General features: G+C 60.5%; 22 protein-coding genes. 11 read left to right on the top strand and 11 right to left on the bottom strand.

Annotated elements, in window-relative coordinates; all coding sequences use genetic code 11:
• The first annotated feature begins 26 nt into the window (after nucleotides 1-26).
• Nucleotides 27-704, top strand: coding sequence for a type 1 glutamine amidotransferase domain-containing protein (locus ACYZUD_RS03400; RefSeq protein WP_462022607.1), 678 nt, complete (start codon nucleotides 27-29; stop codon nucleotides 702-704).
• 94 nt (nucleotides 705-798) lie between these two features.
• On the opposite strand, the gene hglS is transcribed toward ACYZUD_RS03400, so the two are convergent.
• The 3 genes from hglS to ACYZUD_RS03415 form a co-directional block, all read right to left on the bottom strand.
• Nucleotides 799-2,178 carry a 2-oxoadipate dioxygenase/decarboxylase HglS gene (gene hglS, locus ACYZUD_RS03405; protein WP_462022608.1) on the bottom strand — a complete coding sequence of 460 codons (1,380 nt, stop codon included), beginning with the start codon at nucleotides 2,176-2,178 and terminating at the stop codon, nucleotides 799-801.
• Nucleotides 2,179-2,427: 249 nt separating this feature from the next.
• Complete coding sequence (locus tag ACYZUD_RS03410; RefSeq protein WP_462022609.1) at nucleotides 2,428-3,369, bottom strand: alpha/beta fold hydrolase; 942 nt, start codon at nucleotides 3,367-3,369, stop codon at nucleotides 2,428-2,430.
• Nucleotides 3,370-3,391: 22 nt separating this feature from the next.
• Nucleotides 3,392-4,846: a flavin-containing monooxygenase gene (locus tag ACYZUD_RS03415; protein ID WP_462022610.1), complete on the bottom strand. Its 1,455-nt coding sequence runs from the start codon at nucleotides 4,844-4,846 to the stop codon at nucleotides 3,392-3,394.
• Between the two features lie 193 nt (nucleotides 4,847-5,039).
• Here ACYZUD_RS03415 and ACYZUD_RS03420 point away from each other — a divergent pair, with 193 nt between their 5' ends.
• Together ACYZUD_RS03420 and ACYZUD_RS03425 are read left to right on the top strand one after the other, a co-directional pair.
• Nucleotides 5,040-6,113 (top strand): diguanylate cyclase, encoded by a 1,074-nt coding sequence (locus tag ACYZUD_RS03420; RefSeq protein ID WP_462022611.1) that lies wholly within the window; start codon nucleotides 5,040-5,042, stop codon nucleotides 6,111-6,113.
• A gap of 213 nt (nucleotides 6,114-6,326) precedes the next feature.
• Nucleotides 6,327-7,568, top strand: a complete 1,242-nt coding sequence (locus tag ACYZUD_RS03425) for a M20/M25/M40 family metallo-hydrolase (RefSeq protein ID WP_462022612.1) — start codon at nucleotides 6,327-6,329, stop codon at nucleotides 7,566-7,568.
• Between the two features lie 184 nt (nucleotides 7,569-7,752).
• On the opposite strand, the gene ACYZUD_RS03430 is transcribed toward ACYZUD_RS03425, so the two are convergent.
• Nucleotides 7,753-8,622 (bottom strand): isocitrate lyase/PEP mutase family protein, encoded by an 870-nt coding sequence (locus tag ACYZUD_RS03430; protein WP_462022613.1) that lies wholly within the window; start codon nucleotides 8,620-8,622, stop codon nucleotides 7,753-7,755.
• Between the two features lie 181 nt (nucleotides 8,623-8,803).
• Here ACYZUD_RS03430 and ACYZUD_RS03435 point away from each other — a divergent pair, with 181 nt between their 5' ends.
• Nucleotides 8,804-9,202 carry a carboxymuconolactone decarboxylase family protein gene (locus ACYZUD_RS03435; RefSeq protein ID WP_462022614.1) on the top strand — a complete coding sequence of 133 codons (399 nt, stop codon included), beginning with the start codon at nucleotides 8,804-8,806 and terminating at the stop codon, nucleotides 9,200-9,202.
• A 4-nt stretch (nucleotides 9,203-9,206) separates the two neighbouring features.
• On the opposite strand, the gene astA is transcribed toward ACYZUD_RS03435, so the two are convergent.
• The gene (gene astA / locus ACYZUD_RS03440) at nucleotides 9,207-10,241 is read right to left on the bottom strand and encodes an arginine N-succinyltransferase (protein WP_462022615.1); all 1,035 of its coding nucleotides are present in this window, start codon (nucleotides 10,239-10,241) and stop codon (nucleotides 9,207-9,209) included.
• 61 nt (nucleotides 10,242-10,302) lie between these two features.
• Complete coding sequence (locus ACYZUD_RS03445; RefSeq protein ID WP_462022616.1) at nucleotides 10,303-11,319, bottom strand: arginine N-succinyltransferase; 1,017 nt, start codon at nucleotides 11,317-11,319, stop codon at nucleotides 10,303-10,305.
• Between the two features lie 565 nt (nucleotides 11,320-11,884).
• Here ACYZUD_RS03445 and ACYZUD_RS03450 point away from each other — a divergent pair.
• Together ACYZUD_RS03450 and cobF are read left to right on the top strand one after the other, a co-directional pair.
• On the top strand, nucleotides 11,885-12,460 hold the full coding sequence (locus ACYZUD_RS03450; RefSeq protein WP_462022617.1) for a histidine phosphatase family protein: 576 nt from the start codon (nucleotides 11,885-11,887) through the stop codon (nucleotides 12,458-12,460).
• Nucleotides 12,457-13,212, top strand: coding sequence for a precorrin-6A synthase (deacetylating) (gene cobF, locus ACYZUD_RS03455; protein WP_462022618.1), 756 nt, complete (start codon nucleotides 12,457-12,459; stop codon nucleotides 13,210-13,212). The genes ACYZUD_RS03450 and cobF overlap by 4 nt, the downstream gene beginning before the upstream one ends.
• Nucleotides 13,213-13,329: 117 nt before the next feature.
• Here the strand turns inward: cobF and ftrA are convergent, their stop codons facing one another.
• Complete coding sequence (gene ftrA / locus ACYZUD_RS03460) at nucleotides 13,330-14,304, bottom strand: transcriptional regulator FtrA (RefSeq protein WP_462022619.1); 975 nt, start codon at nucleotides 14,302-14,304, stop codon at nucleotides 13,330-13,332.
• 101 nt (nucleotides 14,305-14,405) lie between these two features.
• Here ftrA and ACYZUD_RS03465 point away from each other — a divergent pair, with 101 nt between their 5' ends.
• Nucleotides 14,406-14,840: a rhodanese-like domain-containing protein gene (locus ACYZUD_RS03465; protein WP_462022620.1), complete on the top strand. Its 435-nt coding sequence runs from the start codon at nucleotides 14,406-14,408 to the stop codon at nucleotides 14,838-14,840.
• Nucleotides 14,841-14,966: 126 nt separating this feature from the next.
• Here ACYZUD_RS03465 and ACYZUD_RS03470 read toward each other — a convergent pair whose 3' ends face one another.
• A complete protein-coding gene (locus ACYZUD_RS03470; RefSeq protein ID WP_462025175.1) occupies nucleotides 14,967-15,599 on the bottom strand; it encodes a type 1 glutamine amidotransferase in 633 nt (210 codons plus the stop codon).
• 174 nt (nucleotides 15,600-15,773) lie between these two features.
• Here ACYZUD_RS03470 and ACYZUD_RS03475 point away from each other — a divergent pair, with 174 nt between their 5' ends.
• From ACYZUD_RS03475 to ACYZUD_RS03485, 3 genes are all read left to right on the top strand, one after another.
• On the top strand, nucleotides 15,774-16,553 hold the full coding sequence (locus tag ACYZUD_RS03475; protein WP_462022621.1) for an ABC transporter substrate-binding protein: 780 nt from the start codon (nucleotides 15,774-15,776) through the stop codon (nucleotides 16,551-16,553).
• Nucleotides 16,554-16,782: 229 nt separating this feature from the next.
• Nucleotides 16,783-17,895 carry a M14 family metallopeptidase gene (locus ACYZUD_RS03480; RefSeq protein WP_462022622.1) on the top strand — a complete coding sequence of 371 codons (1,113 nt, stop codon included), beginning with the start codon at nucleotides 16,783-16,785 and terminating at the stop codon, nucleotides 17,893-17,895.
• A 230-nt stretch (nucleotides 17,896-18,125) separates the two neighbouring features.
• A complete protein-coding gene (locus ACYZUD_RS03485; protein WP_462022623.1) occupies nucleotides 18,126-18,842 on the top strand; it encodes an alpha/beta hydrolase in 717 nt (238 codons plus the stop codon).
• Nucleotides 18,843-18,845: 3 nt separating this feature from the next.
• Here ACYZUD_RS03485 and ACYZUD_RS03490 read toward each other — a convergent pair whose 3' ends face one another.
• The 3 genes from ACYZUD_RS03490 to ACYZUD_RS03500 form a co-directional block, all read right to left on the bottom strand.
• Nucleotides 18,846-19,433, bottom strand: coding sequence for a DcrB/PsbP domain-containing protein (locus tag ACYZUD_RS03490; protein ID WP_462022624.1), 588 nt, complete (start codon nucleotides 19,431-19,433; stop codon nucleotides 18,846-18,848).
• A gap of 201 nt (nucleotides 19,434-19,634) precedes the next feature.
• Nucleotides 19,635-20,309: a glutathione S-transferase family protein gene (locus tag ACYZUD_RS03495; RefSeq protein ID WP_462022625.1), complete on the bottom strand. Its 675-nt coding sequence runs from the start codon at nucleotides 20,307-20,309 to the stop codon at nucleotides 19,635-19,637.
• A gap of 84 nt (nucleotides 20,310-20,393) precedes the next feature.
• The gene (locus ACYZUD_RS03500) at nucleotides 20,394-21,191 is read right to left on the bottom strand and encodes a hypothetical protein (RefSeq protein ID WP_462022626.1); all 798 of its coding nucleotides are present in this window, start codon (nucleotides 21,189-21,191) and stop codon (nucleotides 20,394-20,396) included.
• A gap of 287 nt (nucleotides 21,192-21,478) precedes the next feature.
• Here ACYZUD_RS03500 and ACYZUD_RS03505 point away from each other — a divergent pair, with 287 nt between their 5' ends.
• Nucleotides 21,479-22,798 carry an Nramp family divalent metal transporter gene (locus ACYZUD_RS03505; protein WP_462022627.1) on the top strand — a complete coding sequence of 440 codons (1,320 nt, stop codon included), beginning with the start codon at nucleotides 21,479-21,481 and terminating at the stop codon, nucleotides 22,796-22,798.
• Nucleotides 22,799-22,865: the final 67 nt, after the last annotated feature.

Here is a 22,865-nt window from a genome sequence, read left to right on the forward strand (position 1 = left end):
CATCCCCCGAATTCAAGGAGCGCGACATGAAAATCCTGATGGTTCTGACGTCCCACGATCAATTGGGCGACACCGGTAAGAAAACCGGCTTCTGGCTGGAAGAATTCGCCGCGCCGTATTACGTCTTCAAGGACGCCGGCGCTCAGTTGACCCTGGCTTCGCCCAAGGGCGGCCAACCACCGCTGGACCCGAAAAGCGACGAGCCGGATGCGCAAACCGCGGCGACCGACCGCTTTCGCAAGGACTCCGCTGCCCAGTCCGCACTGGCGTCGACCGCGCTGCTGAGCAGCGTGAGAGCCGACGATTACGACGCGGTTTTCTATCCGGGCGGCCATGGCCCGCTGTGGGATCTGACTGAAGACAAGAATTCGATCGCGTTGATCGAGACGCTCTACAAGGCGGGAAAGCCGGTCGCGGCGGTCTGCCACGCGCCGGGAGTGTTGCGTCACGTCAAGGGTGCGGATGGCCAGCCACTGGTCAAAGGCAAGCGCGTGACGGGTTTCACCAACTCCGAAGAAGAGGCGGTGCAACTGACGAATGTTGTGCCGTTTCTGGTGGAAGACATGCTCAAGGAGAAGGGCGGTATTTACTCCAGGGCCGATGACTGGGCAAGTTACACGGTCACTGATGGGTTGCTGCTGACCGGTCAAAATCCGGCCTCGTCCGAGGCGACCGCTGAAGCGCTGCTGGCGCAGCTGAAATAAGATCAAAAGATCGCAGCCTGCGGCAGCTCCTACATGGGAACGCATACTCCTGTAGGAGCTGCCGCAGGCTGCGATCTTTTTGCATTGTTAATGATTAATCGCCCAGCGCAGCGAAACACTCCTCGATCGAACGCCGCTGTGTCTCGGCATACAACCCCAACTCGTCAATAGTCGGCCGCCCCAGTGCCTTCTCGAACGCCTGTCGGTTCGAATGCACGCCATAGTGGGTTTGTGCGGCATCCCCCAGGTTCGACTGAAAAATCCCCGCCGCGCTGACCGGCAGGAAATCTTCGTACACCAGTGGTTCCACCCGCAAATAGCCCCCGCTGAGCAGATCCTCCAAAGTTGAAGATTTCAGCTCATCCGCGCCCAGGCCTTTTTCCGTGACGAAGTAACGAAAATACGTCAGTTCCTGTTGGCGCATGCCGTCAAGGGTGTCAGGGAATTCGCTGAAGTGTTGTGCCATCAGCTCGTTGTAGCGGGCGGCGTTGGCCTCGTTGGGGAAGTCCTTGAGTTCGTCCCGTGCGGCGTTGAGCAAACGGTCGTAAAGTGCCCGGCCCTTGGGGGTGAGGGCGGCACCGCGCTGCTCGATTTCACCAAAACGGGCGCTGTGGCTGCCGCGGGATTCGGCTTGATCGGTGAAGGCGACAGGCTCGTCCAGCGCCTTGAAACTGGTCTGGCGCAGCAGGATCGGGCACTGGCGGCGAGGCGGGCCTTCGATCACGGCTTTGGGGGTGATGCCGTGGGCGGGCATTTGCGCCTGGACGATGTCGATGTCCAGGGTGCGCGGTGTCAGGTGATTGATGTGCGGTCCCTTGAACGCCACCACGTCGGCAATCAGGCGATGCTGGGCGCTGAGTTTCCGGTATTGCTCGGCGGTGACCGTAGCGCTGTGGTGCCAGCGGAAGGTTTCCAGCGCCTGTTCGACGAAATCCCGGGCTTGCTGTTCGGTGAGACCGCCTTCGGTTTCGGCGCGTTCGATGAGGGTCAACGCCGCAGGGGTGAAGATCGAGCGCTTATCCAGTACCGACTGGGCGAAGGCTTGCAGTTCCAGGTCTTCGATCAGTTCCAGGCGCAACAACGAGGTGAACACCCGAAACGGGCTGACTTGCAGCGCCGCTTCATGCACGGCGCGGAACGCGGTGGAATGCACCGGCACGCCAGCCGGGGTCAGGTCGTAATAGCCGACGGGCTGCATGCCCATCACCGCAAACAAGCGGGCGAGGGTGGCGAGCTCATCGGCGGTGCCGACGCGGATCGCACCGTGGCGCTCCAGGTCCAGGCGTTTAATTTCGCCAGTGGCGTTCAACTGCCGGGCGATCTGCGGATCGCTGTCCAGCACATGGCGGTTGGTCTGTTCCACCAGCTCCATCAGCGCGCCATACAACGGCACTTCTTCGCGGTACATGTCGGACATCGCTTTGGAGAAGCGTTGGCGGATCAGGTCGGGGCTGACGAAGTTCGGGTGGTTCATGAAGAAATTCCTGGCGCGGTGACGTAAAGGATGTGGGAAAAGATCGCAGCCTTCAGCGACGCCGACAAACGAAGAATCTTACGAACTTCATTCTGCAAAGGACTGCTGTAGCAGCTGCCGAGCCTGCGAGGCTGCGTTCGGCTGCGAAGCAGTCGTGAAATCAGGCGCCACGGTGTGTCAGGACGTCCGCACACGTTGGGTTTACGACTGCTGGCGCAGCCGAACGCAGCCTCGCAGGCTCGGCAGCTGCTACACGGGAAGTTGGGAGCGCTGGGATGCCAAAAACTCCCGATACAACCGCGCCGTGCCCGAGGGGGCTTCGACCATCGGCATATGGCCGATGCCTTCCCAGATCTCCACCCGCAGGTCTTCGATGCCTTTGCTCCAGATCGCCACGCTGCTGACATCGATCAAACGGTCCTTGCGTCCCCACAGCAACAGCGCCGGGCACCTGATGTCGGGGAGAATCGGCTCCATCGGCGGGCTGGCACGCAAGTCCCTGAAGATTTCTTCCAGCTCCTCGCATTGCTGCTCATAGCGCTGGGCGATGGCGTCCAGCACCACGCCGGGCACCCACGGTGGTTGGGCCATGGTCATGGCGTAGAAACGCTGGAATTCTTCCCGTGAATGAATCAGGAACGGGTTATGCCCCTTGGCCAGATGCCGCTCCATGTCACTGGCCTCGGGGGCGGTGACACCGGCCGGGTCGATCAGGGCGAGCGAGGCAATTCGATCCGGGTAAGTGGCCGCCAGCCACGCCGCCATGTAACCGCCCATCGAGTTGCCGATCACATGGACTTTCTCGACACCACAGACGTCGAGCAACTGGATCATTCGCTTGGCTTGCAAAGGAATGTCGTAACCACCGCCGGCCTTGAAGCCGGTCTCGCCATGCCCGGCGATGTCGGGAATGATCACCCGGTAGTTGCCGACAAAATGCCGGGCAAAGCGCAGCCAGATGTTCTTGTCGGCGCTGTAGCCGTGAAGCATCAGCACACTGCTTGACGCCTCGTACGGCCCGCCTTGCCAGGTCGAGACAGTCATTTCCGCGATCGGCACGACGATCTTGTGCAGGCGATACAGCTTGGCTTCTGCCGCCATGTTCAAGTCATAGAGCCAGTGACCGATGGCCGGGTAGCTCAACCAGCTCCAGGCCACGAAAACCGCGATTGCGACAACCAACACAAGCATCAGGCATCTTCCTTCTATGTGATCAGGACAGAATGTGGTCCGCGGGTTTCAGCGTCCGGGTCAACCGGTGATAGCTGAAACTGAAGCCCGGGAACATGGCAATCACATGACCGCTCTTGCTTTGGTACCAACTGTGGCAGCCTCCGGACTTCCACACGGTGCGCTCCATCTCTCTATGAATCATTTCAGTGTAGGTTCGTTCTGCTTCGGGGCGTACTTCGATACTGCTCAAACCCAGTTCTTTTAACGTGCGGATGCAGTCGAGGATGTAATTCATCTGGGATTCGATGATGAACAGCGCCGAGGTATGGCCGATACCGGTGTTGGGGCCGGTGACGATGAACAGGTTGGGAAAGTCCGGCAGGCTGGTGCCGAGATAGGCTCGGGGGTACTGGGCCCAGAAGTCTCTGAGTTGCCTGCCGTTTTTTCCGCTGACCGGGTAGGAAATCACCCCGTCGGTGGCGTCGTAGCCGGTGGACCAGACGATCAGGTCCAGGTCGATGTGCTGGCCGTCCTGGGTGACGACGCCGGTTTCATCGATGGCCGCGATGCCTTGTTCGCGGCTGTGCAGCGTCACGTTACTGCGGCCGAGCGCCGGGTACAGGGTGCTCGAGATAATCACCCGTTTGCAGCCGATGGCGTAATCCGGCGTCAGTTTTCGTCTGAGTGCAGGGTCGGGCACTTGCCGTTTGAGAAAGCGCAGGGCGTGTTGTTGAACCAGGCGGATGGCCGGTTTCGAGTATTTGAAGGCGATCACCCGGGTTTCGAACTGCCAATAGATCAGCCAGCGCAGCAGTTTGTAGGCCGGTTTGAGCCCCAGCAACCAGCGCTGGAAAGGCCCGAAGGCGCGGTCGGCCCGAGGCAGCACCCAGTGCGGCGTGCGTTGGAATACATGCAGGTGTGCAACCTCCGGGGCAATCGCCGGAATGACCTGGGCCGCGCTGGCGCCGCTGCCGACGATGGCCACGCGTTTTTGCCGATAATCGTAGGCGTGATCCCAGTTGTTGGTGTGAAAGGTCTTGCCCTGAAAGCGCTCCTGACCCTCGAAGTGTGGAATCACGGGCTGGCTCAGCGGCCCTGTCGCGTTGATCAGGAACTGGGCGTAAAACGTGCCCTTGCTGGCGGTGTGTACCGCCCAGTGTTTGGCGTCGTCATCCCATTCGATGCGTTCGACGTTCGCTTCCAGTTCCACCCTGTCCCGCAGGCCGAAGTGCTCCACCACGTAGTGGGTGTAGTGGTGCAGTTCGGCCTGTTCGGCGAACATTTGGGTCCAGCGGTAAGGGGCGAAGGACAGCGAATAGAGCGGCGAGGGCACGTCGACCGCAGCGCCGGGGTAGGTGTTCTGGCACCAGGTGCCGCCGAAAAAATCCCGCCGTTCCAGCAGGCGAAAATCGTCGATACCGGCCTTGAGCAAATTGATCGCCGCGCACTGGCCGCCAAAACCGCTGCCAATGATCAGCACTTGAAAGGTCTGCATGGGCCTCCTTTTTTATCGTTATTGATCGAACCCTCCCTTCATGTATAGCCAAACATTGGGCGCTCGCCTCATGGCTATGCCAAGGTATTCAGACCGCCAGCCGGTGATGGCTATTTGACGTTGCCCTGATAGACTCCCAGCACACCCGCAACCCCGGTGTTATCAGGTTCCGTTCAGTGGCACAGAGGCCCCTATGGGAAAAACGGGAGGAAAAGGACTTTCGCTGGCCAGGAGGCTCTATACATCGCGAACCCTGGGTTTAGTCTTGGGTTTGTTGTGTGTGGGTGCAGCGATGTACCCGCTCGACCCGGCGCCGTGGGTCTGGGTGATGATGCTGCTCAACGCCATCCTCTGGCCGCACATTGCTTACCAATGGGCGCGGCGGGCGCAGATTCCTTATCACGCCGAACATCGTAATCTGCTGGTCGATGCCTTTCTCGGTGGCTTCTGGGTCGCCGCCATGCACTTCAATCCGCTGCCCAGCGCAACCACCCTGTCCATGATGGCGATGAATAACGTGGCCATTGGCGGCTTGCGGTTCCTGCTGGCGGGAGCCGTCGCGCAGATTCTCGGGGTCGGTGTCGGCATGCTGATTTTCAGCCCCGTCTTCATTGCGCAAACCAGCCCGTTGCAGTTGTATGCCTGTTTGCCGTTGCTGACCCTTTATCCACTGGCGTTGGGCTGGATCTGCTTCCGTCAGGCCACCACCCTTGGCCGGCACAAACGTGAGTTGCTGGCCCTGAGCCGCACCGACAGCCTCACCGGCCTGCTGAATCACGGCGCCTGGAAGGATCAGCTGGAAGTTGAATTCCAGCGTTGCCAACGCCAGCCTCAGGGCGGGGCGATTGCACTGATCGACATCGACCATTTCAAAACCATCAACGACACCTACGGCCATGTCGCCGGGGACATTGTGTTGCGTCAGTTGAGCAAGTTGCTCAAACAGAACCTGCGGGCGGCCGATGTCGCCGGGCGTTACGGGGGGGATGAATTCTGCGTGATCCTGCCGGATCTGCCACTGAACAGCGCCGCCGCCGCCATGGATGCCCTGCGGGATCGTTTCGCCACGCTGGGCTACGAGCAGAACCCGGCACTGAAAGTCAGCCTGAGCATCGGCCTGGCCGCCTTCAACCCGGCCCACACCGACGCCACCCTGTGGCTCAACGACGCCGACCAGGCGTTGTACGAAGCCAAGACCACCGGCCGTAACCGCGTCATCTGTTGCGGCGACGGCAGGCCCTATCACGAACTGCTCGACTCGGTTTGACTCTTCACCACCATTCCCTGTGGGAGCGAGCCTGCTCGCGATGGCGGTTTTCCAGTCGACAACGATATTGCCTGACCCACCGCTATCGCGAGCTGGCTCGCTCCCACAGGGATCTTCGGTCAATCAGGTTTGTAGGTGTCGCATTCGGTGTAGAGCCTTGCAGCGCAGTCAGGTAGGGTTTCAGCTCCCCCGACACGAAACAAGGATCGATTCATGACGCTCAACCTCCCTCGCTCCCTGCTGGCCACCAGCCTCGGCCTGACCCTCGCCCTTGGCGCCTTCGCTCCCACCGCGTTCGCCGAACCCCACAAACAAGTCCTCGCCGATTCCGAACAGTACAAGGGTGAAGCCCTGAAACTGCTGGAACGACTGGTGAACATCGACTCCGGTTCCGGCTATGAACCGGGCCTGACCCAAGTCAGTGACATCGCCATCGATGAACTGAAAAAACTTGGCGCCACCATCGAACTCGTGCCGAACACGCCCGACAAAAGCAACCACGTGATCGCCACCCTGAAAGGCACCGGCAAAGCGAAAATCCTGCTGATGGCGCACATGGACACCGTTTTCAAGGAAGGCTCCGCCGCAGCACGCCCGTTTCACATCAAGGACGGTCGCGCCTACGGGCCAGGGGTCATGGATGACAAGGGCGGCATCGTCGCCGGCATCTACGCGCTGAAAGTCCTGAAAAACCTCGACTTCAAGGACTACGCCCAGATCACCTTCCTGCTCGACGCCAGCGAAGAAACCGGCTCTGACATCGCCACCGACCTGATCAAGAAAACCGCCAAGGCCCACGACGTGACCCTCAACCTCGAACCGGGCCGCCCGGCGGATGGCCTGGTGGTGTGGCGCAAGGGCAGCGCCACCGCCGTGGTGGAAGTCAAAGGCAAGGCTGCCCACGCCGGTGTCGCGCCGGAGCTGGGTCGCAATGCCGCGATGGAAGCGGCGCACCAGATTCTGCAACTCGGCAAACTGGGTGATGCGGAAAAGAAAACCACGATCAACTTCACCGTGATCAAGGCCGGCGACCGCACCAACGTGATTCCCGATCAAGCCACCGCCAAGGCTGATGTGCGGGCGGCGGTGCCCGAGGAGTTTGATCGGATCGAGAAGGATCTGGCGCGGGTTTCCAGGGACAAGCTGATTCCTGAAACTGAAGTCACCACCACACTTCAGCGTGGGTTACCGCCGATGCCGCAAACGGCGGAGTCGGATCGGTTGATGGCGATGGCTCAGGGTATCTACGGTGAAATCGGGCGCAAGTTGACGGAAGAGGGTAGCGGTGGGGCGGCGGATGCCAGTCTCTCGGCCGGTGTGGGTACGCCGACGCTGGATGGGTTCGGGATTGTTGGCGGCAATATTCATACGCCTGAAGAGTACGCGGAGGTGGAGAGCGTGGCGCCGCGGATTTATCTGTTGTCGCGGATGATTATGGAGTTGGCCAAGAAGTAAGCCACGCAGCCTGCCGATCGTTCCCACGCAGAGTGGAACGATCATTGACGGCATCGCGAGCAGGCTCGCTCCCACAGTGGATTTTCGGTGGACACATAACCTGTGTACGCCAGCGATCAAATGTGGGAGCGAGCCTGCTCGCGATGGCGTCAGATCGGTTCACACCGTCAAACGCACCGAACCATCATTCCTTGACGCTCATGAACTCTTCCGCCCAACGAATGTATTCCTCAGGCTGCGTATAGGTATGCGTCAGTTCGGTAGCGCTCAAATCCGACGCCTGGGTAAAGATCTGCCGTTGTTCGCGCAGGCTGTCGTAAGTCGCCTTGATCGCAGCGAAGTACGCGCCGTGCCCATCGATGGTGACCCGCACGCCCAGTTCGGCCAGGCGTTTGTCGTCGCGCAGCAGCGGGTTACCGTAGGTGACCAGCATCAACGGAACGCTCAGGTGCTCGGCGATCTGCTCCAGCTGGTCGAAGTCCTGCACGCCCACCATGCAAATCCCGTCCGCGCCGGCCTGTTGGTAATGCTGGGTGCGGCTGATGATTTCCTGGATCGGCAGGATCCCCGCGTTGGTGCGGGCGATGATCGCCATCTCCGAGTCGACACGGGCTTCCAGTGCTGCGCGAATCTTGCCGACGCCTTCGGCGACGGTGATCAGGTCAGTGGACTTGCGGCCAAACTGGGCCGGCAGCAGGGTGTCTTCGATGGTCAGGGCGGCCACTCCGGCGCGTTCAAGCTCGACGATGGTGCGCATCACGTTGAGCGCGTTGCCATAGCCGTGGTCGGCGTCAGCGATAACCGGCAACTGGGCGACACGGCCAATGCGAGTGGCCTGCTCGGCGAACTCGCTGAGGGTGATCAGGGCGAAGTCGGGCGCGCCAAGCACCTGTAACGACGCGACCGAACCACCCAGGATCCCCACTTCAAAACCCAGGTCCGCAGCGATCCGTGCCGACATCGGGTCGAAAACCGACGCCGTGTGATAGCAGGTATTGGAAGCGAACAGTTCACGAAAATTACGGCGCAAATCTTGATGAGAAAGCCTGGACATATGAGTTCCACCAATGGAATGGAAGGGCTTGAGCAAAAGTGTCAACGCCGAAGGAACAAAAGGCTATCACGTGGACGGGCAGAGAATGATGACGAATTTACCGGACATGCGGTCTTTTGGTCGGAGAGCTTTTTGATCGGGCCTATACTCTGGCGCTGAAAATCTACCTGGAGCAAAGCCTATGGCCATCAGCCATCTCACCGAATACGCCGATGCCAGCCCCGAAGTCCGTGCCGTCTACGACGACATCATGCGCACACGTCAGGTGGATCAGGTGAACAATTTCTGGAAGTGCCTGGCGGCCCATCCGGCGACGCTGCGTCGGACCTGGGAGAGTCTCAAGGAGATCATGGCGCCGGGAGCGCTCGACCCGCTGACCAAGGAATTGATCTACGTCGCCGTGAGCGTGACCAACAATTGCCCGTACTGCATCGGTTCCCACACGGCCGCCGCGCGCAAGGCCGGGACGACCGATGAGATGTTCGGCGAGTTGCAGGCCGTGGTTGGCATGGCCAACGAAACCAATCGACTGGCCAACGGTTATCGGGTGCCGCTGGATGACGCTTTCAAACTGGACTGATGGATCACGCCGCCACGGCCTGCTGCTGTTGGTTGAGCAGTGGCACGGCGCGTACCGAGTTGCCGGGTTGCAGTTGCAGGCGTTTGGCGGTGAGGCGGTCGACGATCAGGCTGTTGCCCACCAGCCTGGCCGGAGCCGCAGTGATACGGCAGTTTTCCAGGCGGCGGTTGTGGATCAGCCAGACCGGGGCCTGATCGTCCGGCGCGCCGATGGCAAGCACCAGCGCCTGGCTATTGCGCACGATGCGTATTTTTGACACCGGGGCTTCGATGACGGGGCCGGCGTCGAAGATGTCGATGTAGCCCTTGTGGGCAAAACCTTCGGCGGTGAGGATTTTCAACGCCGGCTCGGTGTTTGGATGCGCCTTGCCGATCACCGCCTGGGCTTGTTCGGTGAGCAGGCAAGTGTAGAGCGGCTGGCGTGGCATCAGTTCGGCGATGAACGATTTGCTGCCCAGCCCCGACAAGTGATCGGCATGGCTGAAGTCCATCTTGAAAAAGTGCCGGCCCAGGCTGTCCCAGAACGGTGAACAGCCTTGTTCGTCGGCACTGCCACGCAGTTCGGCGATGAGCTTGTCGCCGAACAGGTGCGCAAACTCGGCCACAAACAACAAACGCCCCAACGACAGCAATCGACCATTGCTGCCATGGCGTTGATCGGGTCGCAGGAACAGCGAGCAGATTTCCGATTGACCGGTCATTTCATTGTTCAGGAACAACGTCGGAATCTGCCGCTGGATCCCCAGGTCCGGTGAAGAACTGACCGTCAGTCCGACCCGGTAGTTGTACCAGGGCTCTCGCAGTCCGACCGCCCCTGCGAGGGCGCTGACACCCACCACTTGCTGATCGTCGTCTTCAAGCACGAACAGGTAGTCGGCATCGGCGCGCTCGACCTGTTCGGCGAAGGTCCGTTGGGCCCAGCGCAGCCGGTGTGCCAGGCGTTCTTCGTTGGCCGGCAGGGTGGTGAACCCGGGGCCGGCCTGCCGCACCAGTGCCAGCAAGGCGGGCAGATCGGTGACGTGAACCGGACGGACAATCATGATGCAGCTCCTTCTACGCGCACGCTCGGGCGCTGTCGTTGGGCACGGGGCCGGGTGATGCTCACAGGGCGATCAGCCGGATCGGTCTGCTTTCGGTCACGTTCAGGGCCATGCACATCTCGTCGCTCAAGATCACGGGCTGCCCGGCGGTGTAGTCCAGTTCGGCGACGATGGCGCGATAGCCCTTGAGCGAATCGTTGCTTACCAGGTAACGGCCTCGGGCATCGATGGACGAACCCGGTTTCGCCGTGCCGGTCTGGCTCTGCGCGATGGAGCGGATGCTGGCGAGGCGCGCATACAACGTCGGGCCGCCGTCGAACAGGTCGATGTAGCTGTTGGTCTCGAACCCTTCGCGTTCCAGGATATCGAAGGCCTCCTGGCCATCGGGGTGGATGCGGCCGATGCAGTCCTGCGCGGCCTGGGGCAGCATCGGCACGTAGATCGGATATTGCGGCATCAGTTCGGCAAGAAACGTCCGGCTCTCCAGACCGCATAGCCGCTCGGCCTCGGTGTAGGGCAGGTCAAAGAAATGCTTGCCCAGTGCATCCCAGAACGGCGACCGTCCCTCATCGTCGCTGAAACCGACGATCTCGGTAATCACCGCTTCGGCAAAACGCCTCGAATGCGCGGCGATGAACAACAGCCGCGCCCGTGACAGCAGCTCGGAAAACGCTGTTCGCACCAACGCTGCGTCGATATGAAACCCCCGCAGCAAGGTGTGGCCGCTGAGGTCGTGACACAACGACAACGCCGGCACACCGTGCTCGATGTTCAGCTCCCGCGAGGCACTGGTGAAATGCCGGTTGCGCAGGCTGTAGAACGGCTCGCTGAAACCGGCGGTGGCGAGGATTTCCGAACAGCCCGCCAGGCGTTGGTTGGTCAGATCCTCCAGCACGAAGAAGTAGTTCTCCGGGCCATGACCCTGGACGTCTTTTTCGAACGAGGCGCAGGAATCGAGAATCCTCTCACGCAAGCGTTCGCTGTCGTCCGGCAAGGACGTGACGCCCACGAGGCTTTCGCGGGCAAGTCGCTGCAATTGAGGCAGGTCGGTTAACTCGACTGGACGTAAGACCAGCATGGATGCACTCCTGTATCAAAGGGTTCGGCGGTTGGTGCCGAACCTGACTATCACTGTCGGTTCCACGCATTGAATTGGCGGTCGCATGAACTGCTGTCAGGCGCCACTCTTTTTCTAGTCAGCCTTTACTCGGAACGGGCAGCGTCGTGCCGACGTCCATTCTATTGACGTGCGGATCAGCGCTTGGGGAACGGAGGCGGTGGTTCATGTTGCTGAGAGAGGGCATCCGGGCTCCTGCTGGATGGCGGCGTTTTTAATCATGATCCGTTGAAGGCAGTATTTATTTAACGCCTGCGACCTGTCCACTTAATTTTCATGCGGTTTTTCCTTGCTCCAAAATGAGGATAAATACCCGTATGCCGGGGGCTACATTGATATCGACAGACCTTGTAGGTCATCGCCTATAGAGTGGTCGGAGATAGCTGTTTCTCAAGGATTAAATGAGTTGGCGAGCCGGCACTGCTGGCTGAAACGAAACGCCCCCGATAACGCTTCTTACGGCACAATTGCGCGATGACTGGCGGCGTAACGCCGTTTTCCATTCCCTTCGACAGAGTGATCCTTCGTGCAGTCGACCCGTTTGACGCTGATGTGCCACGCCCGAACCGTCGCACAAAAACTTGCGCGTTTTCCTACGGATGAGCCATTGGAGATGGATTGGCAATCAGCGAGGGGGGCTCGCCGTGGGCAGTTCAAGGGAACGCCACGCCTGCTCTGCGGGCCGGAACTGCGGACCCGGCAAACCGCTGAGTTGTTCGGTAGCGACGCGGCGATAGTCGCTGTGCTGAGGGATTGCGATTTCGGGCGCTGGTGCGGCACGCGAATCGATGACTTGCAGAAATCAGCACCCGAATTGCTTCAAGCCTGGCTCGATGACCCCCGTTCGGCACCCCACGGTGGCGAGTCGGTGGCGCAACTCGGTGAACGGGTGGCCGCCTGGCTGGCGACGCTGGAGGCAACACCGGGGCACATCGTTGCCATTACCCATCCATTTGTCATTCGCGCCGCGCTGACACAGGTGCTGCAAGGCGCGGCGTTTAATCTGATCGACGTCGAACCGCTGTCGGCCATCGAGTTACGGTTCAATGGTCGCTGGCGTCTACGTTTGCCGGGTACTGACCCCGAGGGCGAATTTTCATGAAAAAACTTCTGGTCATCGGCATCGGTGCCGGCAACCCCGACTACATCACGATGCAGGCCGTGAAGGCGCTGAACCTTGTCGACGTGTTTTTCCTCATGGACAAGGGCCAGAGCAAAGACAAACTGATCGACCTGCGCCGGGAGATCTGCGAGCGCTACATCACCGGTCACGACTACCGCTTTGTCGAAGCCCACAGCCCGGAGCGCGAGCGGGGTGATGTGGACTACAAGACCAGCGTGGAAGATCTGAATCTCGCCAAGCAACTGACCTTCGAACGACTGATCAATGAGGAAATGACCGACGACCAGTGCGCCGGTTTCCTGGTGTGGGGCGACCCGGCGTTGTACGACAGCACCATTCGGATCCTGCAGGCGATTCTGGCTTCAGGCCGGTGCGTGTTCGAGTTTGAAGTGATCCCGGGCATCACCAGCGTTCAGGCGTTGGCGGCGCAGCACAAGGTGCCGCTGAATCGCATCGGTCGCTCCATTGAAATCACCACGGGCAGGCGGCTGGCAGCGGGGCAGGTGAGCGATGCCGATAGCCTGGTGGTGATGCTTGATGCGCAAGATTCCTACCATCAGGTGGCGGATCGGGACACCGAGATCTATTGGGGGGCTTATCTTGGGACTGCGGATGAAATCCTCATCAGCGGCAAACTCAAGGATGTAGCGGATGAAATCGAGCGGGTGCGCAAGGCGGCCCGGTTGAGCAATGGGTGGATTATGGATACCTATTTGCTGCGCAAGCCTTGAGGGATTGGGTGACGGGGCGGACGCCATCGCGAGCAGGCTCGCTCCCACAGTAGATCTGCAATGTTCACAGACCCCTGTGGGAGCGAGCCTGCTCGCGATGGAGCCCTCGAAACCAGCTCAAATTATGGCCTTGTCCTCCCGCCCGAACCGCTCCCGATACACCGACGGCGGCACACCGACCACGCTGCGAAACGCCACCCGAAAACTCTCCACCGAGCGATAACCACAGTGCTCGGCAATCTGATCGGTGTTCTGGCTTGTGCTCTCCAGCAGTTCACGGGCCCGCCCCAGGCGTTCATGCTGCAACCAGGCTTTGGGTGGCATGCCCGTGGCTTCGGTGAAACGACGCAGGAACGTGCGTTCACTCATGGCCGCCTCGCTGGCCAGGTCGCGAACCTCCAGCGGTTCATGCAGGCGCTCGCGCACCCACTGCATGACGCGCGAAAGATCGCTGCGCGGCGTAGGACTGACCGGTGTCGGAATGAACTGCGCCTGACCCCCGGTGCGTTGCGGCGACATCACCAGCCGCCGCGCCACCGAGTTGGCCACCTGGGTGCCGAAATCCCGCGCCACCAGATGCAGGCAGGCATCGATACCGGCAGCGCTGCCGGCCGAGGTGATCAACTGACCCGAATCGACATAGAGCACGTCCGGGTCCACCAGAATATTCGGAAAGCGTTCCGCCAGTTCGGTGGTGTAGCGCCAATGGGTGGTGGCGCCGCGCCCGTCGAGCAACCCGGTGGCTGCCAGCACGAACACGCCCGAGCAAATCGACAGCAACCGCGCGCCCCGGGCATGGGCCTGGCGCAGGGCCGTGAGTAACGCTTCGGGCACCGGGGCGTTGCGATCGCGCCAGCCGGGAATGATGATGGTCCGTGCGTCCTCAAGCAGTTCCATGCCGCCATCGGCCAGTACCTGAATGCCGCCCATGGCGCGCATCGGGCCTTGATCCACGGCGGCGATCCGATGCTCATACCAGGGGAAATCGAACTCCGGCCGGGCTAGGCCGAAGATCTCCACGGCGATGCCGAATTCGAACGTACAGAGGCCGTCGTAGACCAGAATCGCGACCAAGCCAGGGGTGGGCTGCATTTGGCGGAAAGTTCCCGGTGAGTGTCTTGTGCGCCACTGTAGCCGCAAGCGTGTGGCGGATAAAGTCTTCTCACACCCACCGAGACTTTGGAGTACAGCCCATGACCAGCCTGGTCCGCGAGATTCCCGCCGCCCCATCGGCCATCGCCCTGATGCATTTCAGCAATCGTCTGACCTTCGAAACCGATTGTTCCGACGTCTATGGCAGTCAACAGGCCGGCAATGTGGATTTTGTCCTGGTGGACGTACGAGGTCCGCTGGCATTCGAGCGTGGACATGTACCAGGCGCGATCAATATTCCGGGGCGATTGTTGACTGCCGAAGGTTTGGCGGTTTATCCGAAATCCACCTTGTTCGTGGTCTATTGCGCCGGGCCACATTGCAACGGCGCCAACAAGGCCGCGGTGAAACTGGCGGCGCTGGGTTACCCGGTCAAGGAAATGATCGGCGGGGTGACCGGGTGGCTGGATGAAGGGTTTGAGTTGAGTGTTGAGGTGCAACGGCCGATTGATGCCGTGATCGGCTGCGCATGTTGATGGAGTAGCCAGAAAAGATCGCAGCCTGCGGCAGCTCCTACAGGTCCCTTGTCAGCCGTGACTCTGCGGGTGAACACAATCCCCTGTAGGAGCTGGCGAAGCCTGCGATCTCTTGATCTTGCTTCTCTAAACTTCCACCCACCACCCATCCAGCGTCGCCTGCAACCAGTCAAAAACGGCCGCGTAGGCGACGCTGTCCGGTTGACCGCGTGGCAACGGCGACTCGTCGGCAAAATGTGCATTGAGCGTTGCCACCGACTCGGCATTCCACTCCGGATGAAACTGCAACCCCACCCGCGTCGGCCCGACGCAATACATCTGCTGCTCACACTGATCACTGCTGGCCAGTAACTGCGCGTCGGGCGGCAGGTCGATGGCGTCTTCGTGCCATTCCAGCACTTTCAGCTTTTGGCCATCGGCGAACGTCACGCAGGTCCAGCCGGTTTCGGTGAGAGCCATCCGCCGTACATTCCCGCCCAGACTCAACGCCAGCAACTGCGCGCCGAGGCAAATTGCAAACACCGCCGCGCCCTGATCCAGACTGCCCGCCAGCCACTGCCGTTCGGCTTCCAGCCATGCCGGCCCGGCGTTGGATTCATAAGGCCCGCCCAACAGAATTACCGGTGCCGCACTCACGGGCGGCAACTGACCGAGGTCGGCGCGAAAGACATTCAGCGTCACTCTCCGTGCTATTGCCCACTCGGCAATGGCACCGGGACCTTCGGCGGGGTGGTGCTGGATCAGGTTTAAGGTGCGGATCGCATCGTTCATTCAGCTCGCCTTTTATATAAGTATTTGTCGCATATGCACAATTTGAACTCCTGAAGCCGCTCTAGACTGCCCGCCACTTCGGTCCTCTCCAACAAAAAAGCGATGACCGAAAGCTACCAATCGAACGCTGCCAATAAAAGCCTCCGCACACAGGAGTTATAAATGAAGAAGCTAGTGATGTTCGGTGCCCTGGCACTGTCGATGTTGTCCCTGACCGCTGTGGCCGATGACGCCAAGCCGATCCGCCTCGGGATCGAAGCCGGTTATCCACCATTTTCGATGAAAACCCCTGACGGCAAACTCACTGGTTTTGACGTGGACATCGGCGATGCACTGTGCGAACAGATGAAGGTGAAGTGCACTTGGGTCGAGCAAGAGTTCGACGGCCTGATCCCGGCCCTGAAAGTGAAGAAAATCGACGCGATCCTGTCGTCCATGACCATCACTGACGATCGCAAGAAAAACGTCGATTTCACCATCAAGTACTACCACACCCCGGCGCGTTTCGTGATGAAGGAAGGCTCCGACATCAAGGACCCGCTGACCGAACTCAAAGGCAAGAAAGTCGGTGTGCTGCGCGCCAGTACCCATGACCGTTTTGCCACTGAAGTATTGGTGCCGGCCGGCATCAACCTGGTGCGTTACGGCTCCCAGCAGGAAGCCAACCTGGACATGGTCGCTGGCCGCCTCGACGCGATGCTGGCCGACTCGGTCAACCTGGACGACGGTTTCCTGAAAACCGACGCGGGTAAAGGCTTCGCGTTTGTTGGCCCGACCTACGAAGACGCCAAGTACTTCGGCGGCGGCGCCGGTATCGCTGTGCGCAAGGGTGACAAAGAGCTGGCAGACAAATTCAGCACCGCCATCACCGAAATCCGCGCCAATGGCAAGTACAAGCAAGTGCAGGACAAGTACTTCGACTTTGACGTTTACGGCCATTAATACGCCGTAGAAAAAAGTGGCCTCCGTTGACGCGGTGGCCACTTTTTTTATGCGCCCATCATTTATCCTGCGAACACATTTCCCCCTGTAGGAGCTGCCGCAGGCTGCGATCTTTTGATCTTGATCTTCGGCCGCCAGGATCAAAAGATCGCAGCCTGCGGCAGCTCCTACATTGGACATGCGCGGTCCCGAGTGCTGCGCCAGATCCACATGCCTTCAGGAGTTACCCATGCAACGCATCGACCACTCACTGCCCTGGAGCCACTTGGGCACCGAACGCACCCTCAGCGTATTTCGTTATGGCGCGGGCACGCGCAAGGTCTACATCCAGGCCAGCCTGCACGCGGATGAGTTGCCAGGCATGCGCACCGCCTGGGAGCTGAAGAAGCGCCTGACTGAACTCGAAACCCAGGGTCAGCTGCAAGGCGTGATCGATCTGGTGCCGGTGGCCAACCCGATCGGCCTCGATCAGCACCTGCAAGGCAGCCACATGGGCCGTTTCGAACTCGGCAGCGGCAAGAATTTCAACCGCTCATTCGTTGAACTCAGCACACCGGTGGCCGAGTTGATCGGTGATCGGTTGGGTACCGACGCCGAGGTCAACATTGCCCTGATTCGCCAGGCCATGGGCCAGGTGCTCGACGGTTTGCCGGCCCCGGTTTCGCAACTGGAAGCGATGCACCGCTTGCTGCTGCGCCACGCCTGCGACGCCGACATTACCCTCGATCTGCATTGCGATTTCGACGCGGCGATTCATATTTATGCGTTGCCGCAGCACTGGTCGCAGTGGAAGTCGCTGGCGGCTCGCTTGAAGGCCGGTGTCGCGTTGCTGTGCGAAGATTCCGGCGGCAGCTCTTTCGACGAATCCTGTTCTTCGCCGTGGTTGCGTCTGGCACGGGCCTTCCCTGAGGCCGCGATTCCACCGGCCAACCTGGCGACGACGCTGGAGCTGGGCAGTATGGGCGATACGCGGGTCGATCAGGCCCAGGCCAATTGCGAGGCGATTCTCGGGTTTCTCGCCGAGCAGGGTTTCATCAAAGGCACCTGGCCGGCGGCACCGAGCGAGTGCTGTGAAGGCATGCCGTTCGAAGGCACCCAATACCTGTTTGCGCCGCATCACGGGGTGGTCAGTTTCCTGCGCGAGGCCGGTGAGTGGGTGGAGCAGGGCGATGCGCTGTTTGAAGTGGTCGACCCGTTGAACGACCGGGTCACCACTGTGCGGGCCGGGACGAGTGGGGTGTTGTTCGCCATCGACCGCGGGCGTTACACCCAGCCGGGGACCTGGCAGGCGAAAGTGGCTGGGCGTGAGCCGATTCGGGTTGGGAAACTGATTAACGATTGAGGTTTTTGATAGAAAGTCTTGAGCGAGCTTGAGGGCCTCATCGCGAGCAGGCTCGCTCCCACAGTTGATCTCCTGTGACTACAAGATCTGTGTACGCCCCAATCCAATGTGGGAGCGAGCCTGCTCGCGATGACGGCCTCAGAAGCGAGGCCGATACCCGGGCCATCATCGACATCCCGCTTCACAGTGTTAGGCTCTTCCCCGAATCCTGCACGTGTGAAGGAAGGTTTATGTTGAAGTTTCTCGCTCTGCTGACACTCCTGGCGTCCACCGCCGTCCACGCTCAAACCCCGCTGCACACCGATCTGCCGCTCAAGTACCTGGAGCAGGCCAACCCCGAATCGCGCAATCAGCCCCTGGTGATTTTCCTCCACGGTTACGGCAGCAACGAGCAGGACCTGTTCGACATCAAGGATGAGTTGCCCGCGCAGTACAACTACCTGTCGGTACGGGCACCGATGGTGATGGAGGAGGGGAGTTACAAGTGGTTTCGCGAGAAGGGAACAGGTGCCTACAACGGCGAGACGGATGATCTGAAGGCCAGCGGCCAGGTGTTGCTGGATTTCGTTGCACAAGCGGCGAAGAAATATCACACCGAACCGAACAAGGTCTTCCTGGTGGGCTTCAGCCAGGGCGCGATCATGTCCTACGAGGTGGCGCTGCGTCATCCCGACGCGGTGGGCGGGATTGCGGCGTTGAGCGGGCGGATTCTGCCGGTGCTCAGATCCGAGCTCAAACCCGATGAAAAACGCCAGGCGCTGGCGATTTTCATCGGGCATGGCACCGAGGACAAGCGCCTGCCCTACAACGATGGCACTGACGCCGACACGCTGTTGCAGAGCCTGTCACTCAAGCCTGAATTTCACGCCTACGCTGGCGTCGGTCACAGCATCAATGCCGCCGAGATGCAGGACTTGCGCACCTGGTTGCAGCGTCTCAACCCTTGAGTCTTACTTGCCGGTGACGATCTGTTTGACCAGCGTTTCGTGGCCGGCATTGTCGCTGAGACGGGAAATCACCTGAACGATCGCCATACGAGTGCCAGAGGCGGCCATCAGCGTGGTATCGAGAGTCTTGCCGCCGCCCTGGGTGGCGGTGCTGTCGATCTGCCGCAGGCCCAGGCCTGTGCCTTTCTGGGTCATGCTCTTTTCACTGAGCTTGGTGAAGTCCGGTAGCGCGCTGGCTTGTTCGGTGGCGAAGTCGGACGCCGCCGAGTCGAGGAACGGACCGTCGTTGTCCTTGGCGTTGACGCCGCCGGGGATGGTGTTCTCAGCGGCGATCACCACGGTTTTGGTGGCCTGATTGGTGTACATGGTGCCCGTCGCCCCGGCAGTACCGGTGGCCGCGTCGCCAGCGGGCAACGGGTTGGCAATAAAGCCCTTGGGCAGGGTGAATTTGAACTTGCCACCGAGCATCGAAACGTTTTGAGCCGGTGCGGTATCGCTCGCAACGGCCTTGGCGGCGTAGGCATTCAAAGCCCCCAGACACGTCGCCGTCGTCAGCAACAGGACGATAGCTTTTTTACTCAACAAAGACATTCTGAATCTCCAGGGATGGTTGCGCTTTGAGTGCGATCATCCCATGGAATGCAATCCGTAGCAGCTGTCGAGCTTGCGAGGCTGCGTTCGGCTGCGAAGCAGTCGTAAAACCTGCACACGCGGTTTACCTGACAGACCGCAGTGTCCGATTTAACGACTGCTTCGCAGCCGAACGCAGCCTTCGGCAGCTGCTACAAGGGTTTACTGCACCTGGTTCTGCGGAAACAGATTGCGACGGGTTTCTTCGTCGAATTCGGCCTTCAACACCAACTTCTCTTTAAGACCCAGGGCACGCTGGGCGGCAGGCCGGGCGCTGATCTCATCGAACAGGCGCTTGACGTTCGGGTACGCCGCCAGGCCGTTCTCGCCGAGGATGTACGGCGCGTAACTGGCCCAGCCCCAAAGCGCCATGTCGGCGATGCTGTAGGTGTCGCCGGCCAGGTATTGATGGTCGGCCAGGCGCTGGTCGAGCACGCGGTAGTGGCGTTCGACTTCCTTGAGATAGCGGTTCTTCGCGTAAGCCAGGTCTTCCGGCGCGTGGTGCAGGAAATGCACCGCTTGCCCCGAGAATGGCGACAGGCCGGTGGCGATGAACATCAGCCATGACAGCAACTCGGCTTGGCCAGCCACGGTGGTCGGGAGGAAGCGCTGACGTTTTTGCGCAAGGTGCAGCAGGATCGCCTGGGAGTCGAACACGGTGGCGTCGCCATCAACCAGGGCCGGCACCTTGGCGTTCGGGTTGATCGCCAAAAAGGCCGGTTGGTGTTGCTCACCCTTGAAGGTGTCGACGCCGATCAATTCGTAGGGCGTTTGCAGTTCTTCGAGCAGCAGGGCGACTTTCATCGGGTTGGGCGAAGGGTGGAAAAAGAATTTCATGGTGTAGGCCTCAGTCAGTGGTTGGTCGTGAACTGAGGCTGATGTTGCGGGAAACCTGTTCGATTGACGTGCGAGGCTGTTGCTTTACTCTTTCGAAATTATCGAAGGTGTTGCAGGGAGTTTTGCCTGGCCGGGTTTTGCCAGCAGACGCTTGGTGACCCCGAGCATGGCCACGGACACCGCAACGCCGAGGGCGAATCCGGTCAGGCCCAAGTCGGGCAAGGTCAGTGCCAATACCAGGCAGAACGCGGCAAATGAATACATCCCGGTCGCCGTGGCCCGCAGCAACGCCGCGGTAAACGCTGGCCCGCGGGTCTGTTGCGAGAACACCACCATCACGCTGCCCAGAACCGGGAACACCGCGAGCAGGCCGCTCCAGCGTTCGCCGACGGTGCTGGCCAACAGCGTGACGGCCAGGGTCAACAGCGCACCGGCAATCATGCGCAACAGCAATTTGTCGGACTTCGGTGCCGGGCCTGAAACGATCGGCTGCACCTTGGGAAACAGATACGGCGCTGCCAGCAGCGCGGTCGCGGCGGCGATCACCGAGAACACCAGCGACGGCGGGATCAACGACAGCACAACGGCCGCCGCGGCCCAGACCGTTAACGAAATCAGCAGTGCCCACGGCCAACCGGCGCGTTGTGCGACCTGGGCGTAGGTCACGCAGAAGGCAATCATCGCGAACATGGCCGATAACGCTGCCGTCGCCGACTGGGCAGCGAACACCTCACCTTGCTCGATGGCGAGGAAGAACAGAATCGGCCCGACCACCACCGGCAAACCCGACAGCCAGCCCGCCACGCTAGGGCCCCAGCGTTTACCGACCAGGGAAATCAGCAAGAGAAATCCGGGAATCACCAGCAGTTTGAGCAACAGCACGCACGCACCTCCGACCTGTGTGAGTCGGCAACGTTAGCATTGCGGGCGATGGATTGCTCTGTAGATGTCGTAATTTTGTATACAAGTCGAGCGTTTCAATCCAGATGCAAACGGTCCCCGTAGGAGCTGCCGCAGGCTGCGATCTTTTGATCTTGATCCTCGGCGACGCTGACGTTGCTGAAAATCAAAAGATCGTAGCCTGCGGCAGCTCCTACGGGGTTTGCCTATACACCGGAACGAGTGAAACGTCTAAGCTGGCCCCTCCCATTTATTGACGGATGTTTTGCGTGAAATTCAGTTTGCCCAAAGTCGGCACTGCACCGTTTTGCCCGCCGGAAGTGGCGGGCAGCGTTACCGTCGACCCCCGCGCCTCGTTCTTCAAACGTATCCTGCGTTTCGCCGGTCCCGGCTTGCTGGTTTCGATCGGCTACATGGACCCCGGCAACTGGGCCACCGCCATCGAGGCCGGTTCGCGGTTTGGCTACAGCCTGTTGTTTGTGGTGCTGCTGGCGAGTCTGGCGGGAATGGTCGTGCAGTGCCTGTGTTCGCGCCTGGGCATCGCCACCGGGCGGGATCTGGCGCAGTTGTCCCGTGAGCGCTACAGCAAGCGGACCGCGCGCACCCAATGGGTGCTGGCGGAAATCTCGATCATCGCCACCGACCTCGCCGAAGTGCTCGGCTGTGCCCTGGCGTTCCACCTGTTGCTCGGCTGTTCGCTGACCGTCGGCATCGCGCTCACGGCGTTCGACACGCTGCTGGTGCTGGCCTTGCAGAACCGTGGCTTTCGCCGACTGGAAGCGATCATGCTGGTGCTGGTGAGCACCATCGGCGTGTGTTTCTTCGTGGAACTGTTGTTGATCAAGCCGTACTGGCCGGACGTCGCCCGCGGTTTCACACCGTCACTGTCCGCCATCGGCGATGCCGCGCCGCTGTACCTGGCCATCGGGATTCTCGGCGCCACGGTGATGCCGCATAACTTGTACCTGCACACCTCGATCGTCCAGACCCGGCTGATTGGCAAGGATGTGGCCAGCAAGCAGGACGCGGTGAAACTGGCGCGCATCGACACCATTGGCTCCCTGGCCCTGGCGCTGCTGGTCAACGCGGCGATCCTGATCCTCGCGGCGGCTGCGTTTCACAAGACCGGGCATACCGACGTGGTGGATATCCAGGACGCCTATCATCTGCTTGATCCATTAGTGGGCGGGGCGTTGGCCAGCGTGTTGTTCGGCGTCGCATTGCTGGCCTCCGGTCAGAGCTCGACCTTCACCGGCACCATCGCCGGGCAGGTGATCATGGAGGGTTACCTGAACCTGCGGATTCCCTGCTGGCAACGGCGTTTGATAACGCGCGGGCTGGCGCTGATCCCGGCGTTCATCGGCGTCTGGCTGATGGGCGATAACGCGATTGGCAAGCTGCTGGTGTTGAGTCAGGTGGTGTTGAGTCTGCAATTGCCGTTTGCGTTGTACCCGCTGATTCGCATGACCAACGATCACCAGCTGATGGGGCCGTTTGTGAATCGGCTGCCGACGCGAGTGCTGGCGTGGGGGTTGTTTACGGTGATCAGTGGGGCGAATAGCTGGTTGATTTTCCAGTTTTTGCTGTGACGCGCTAAAAGATTGCAGCCTTCGGCAGCTCCTACGGGGAGCGGGTTCACAGTTGCAGTTTTCAGTG

Source organism: Pseudomonas sp. XS1P51, assembly GCF_054897845.1.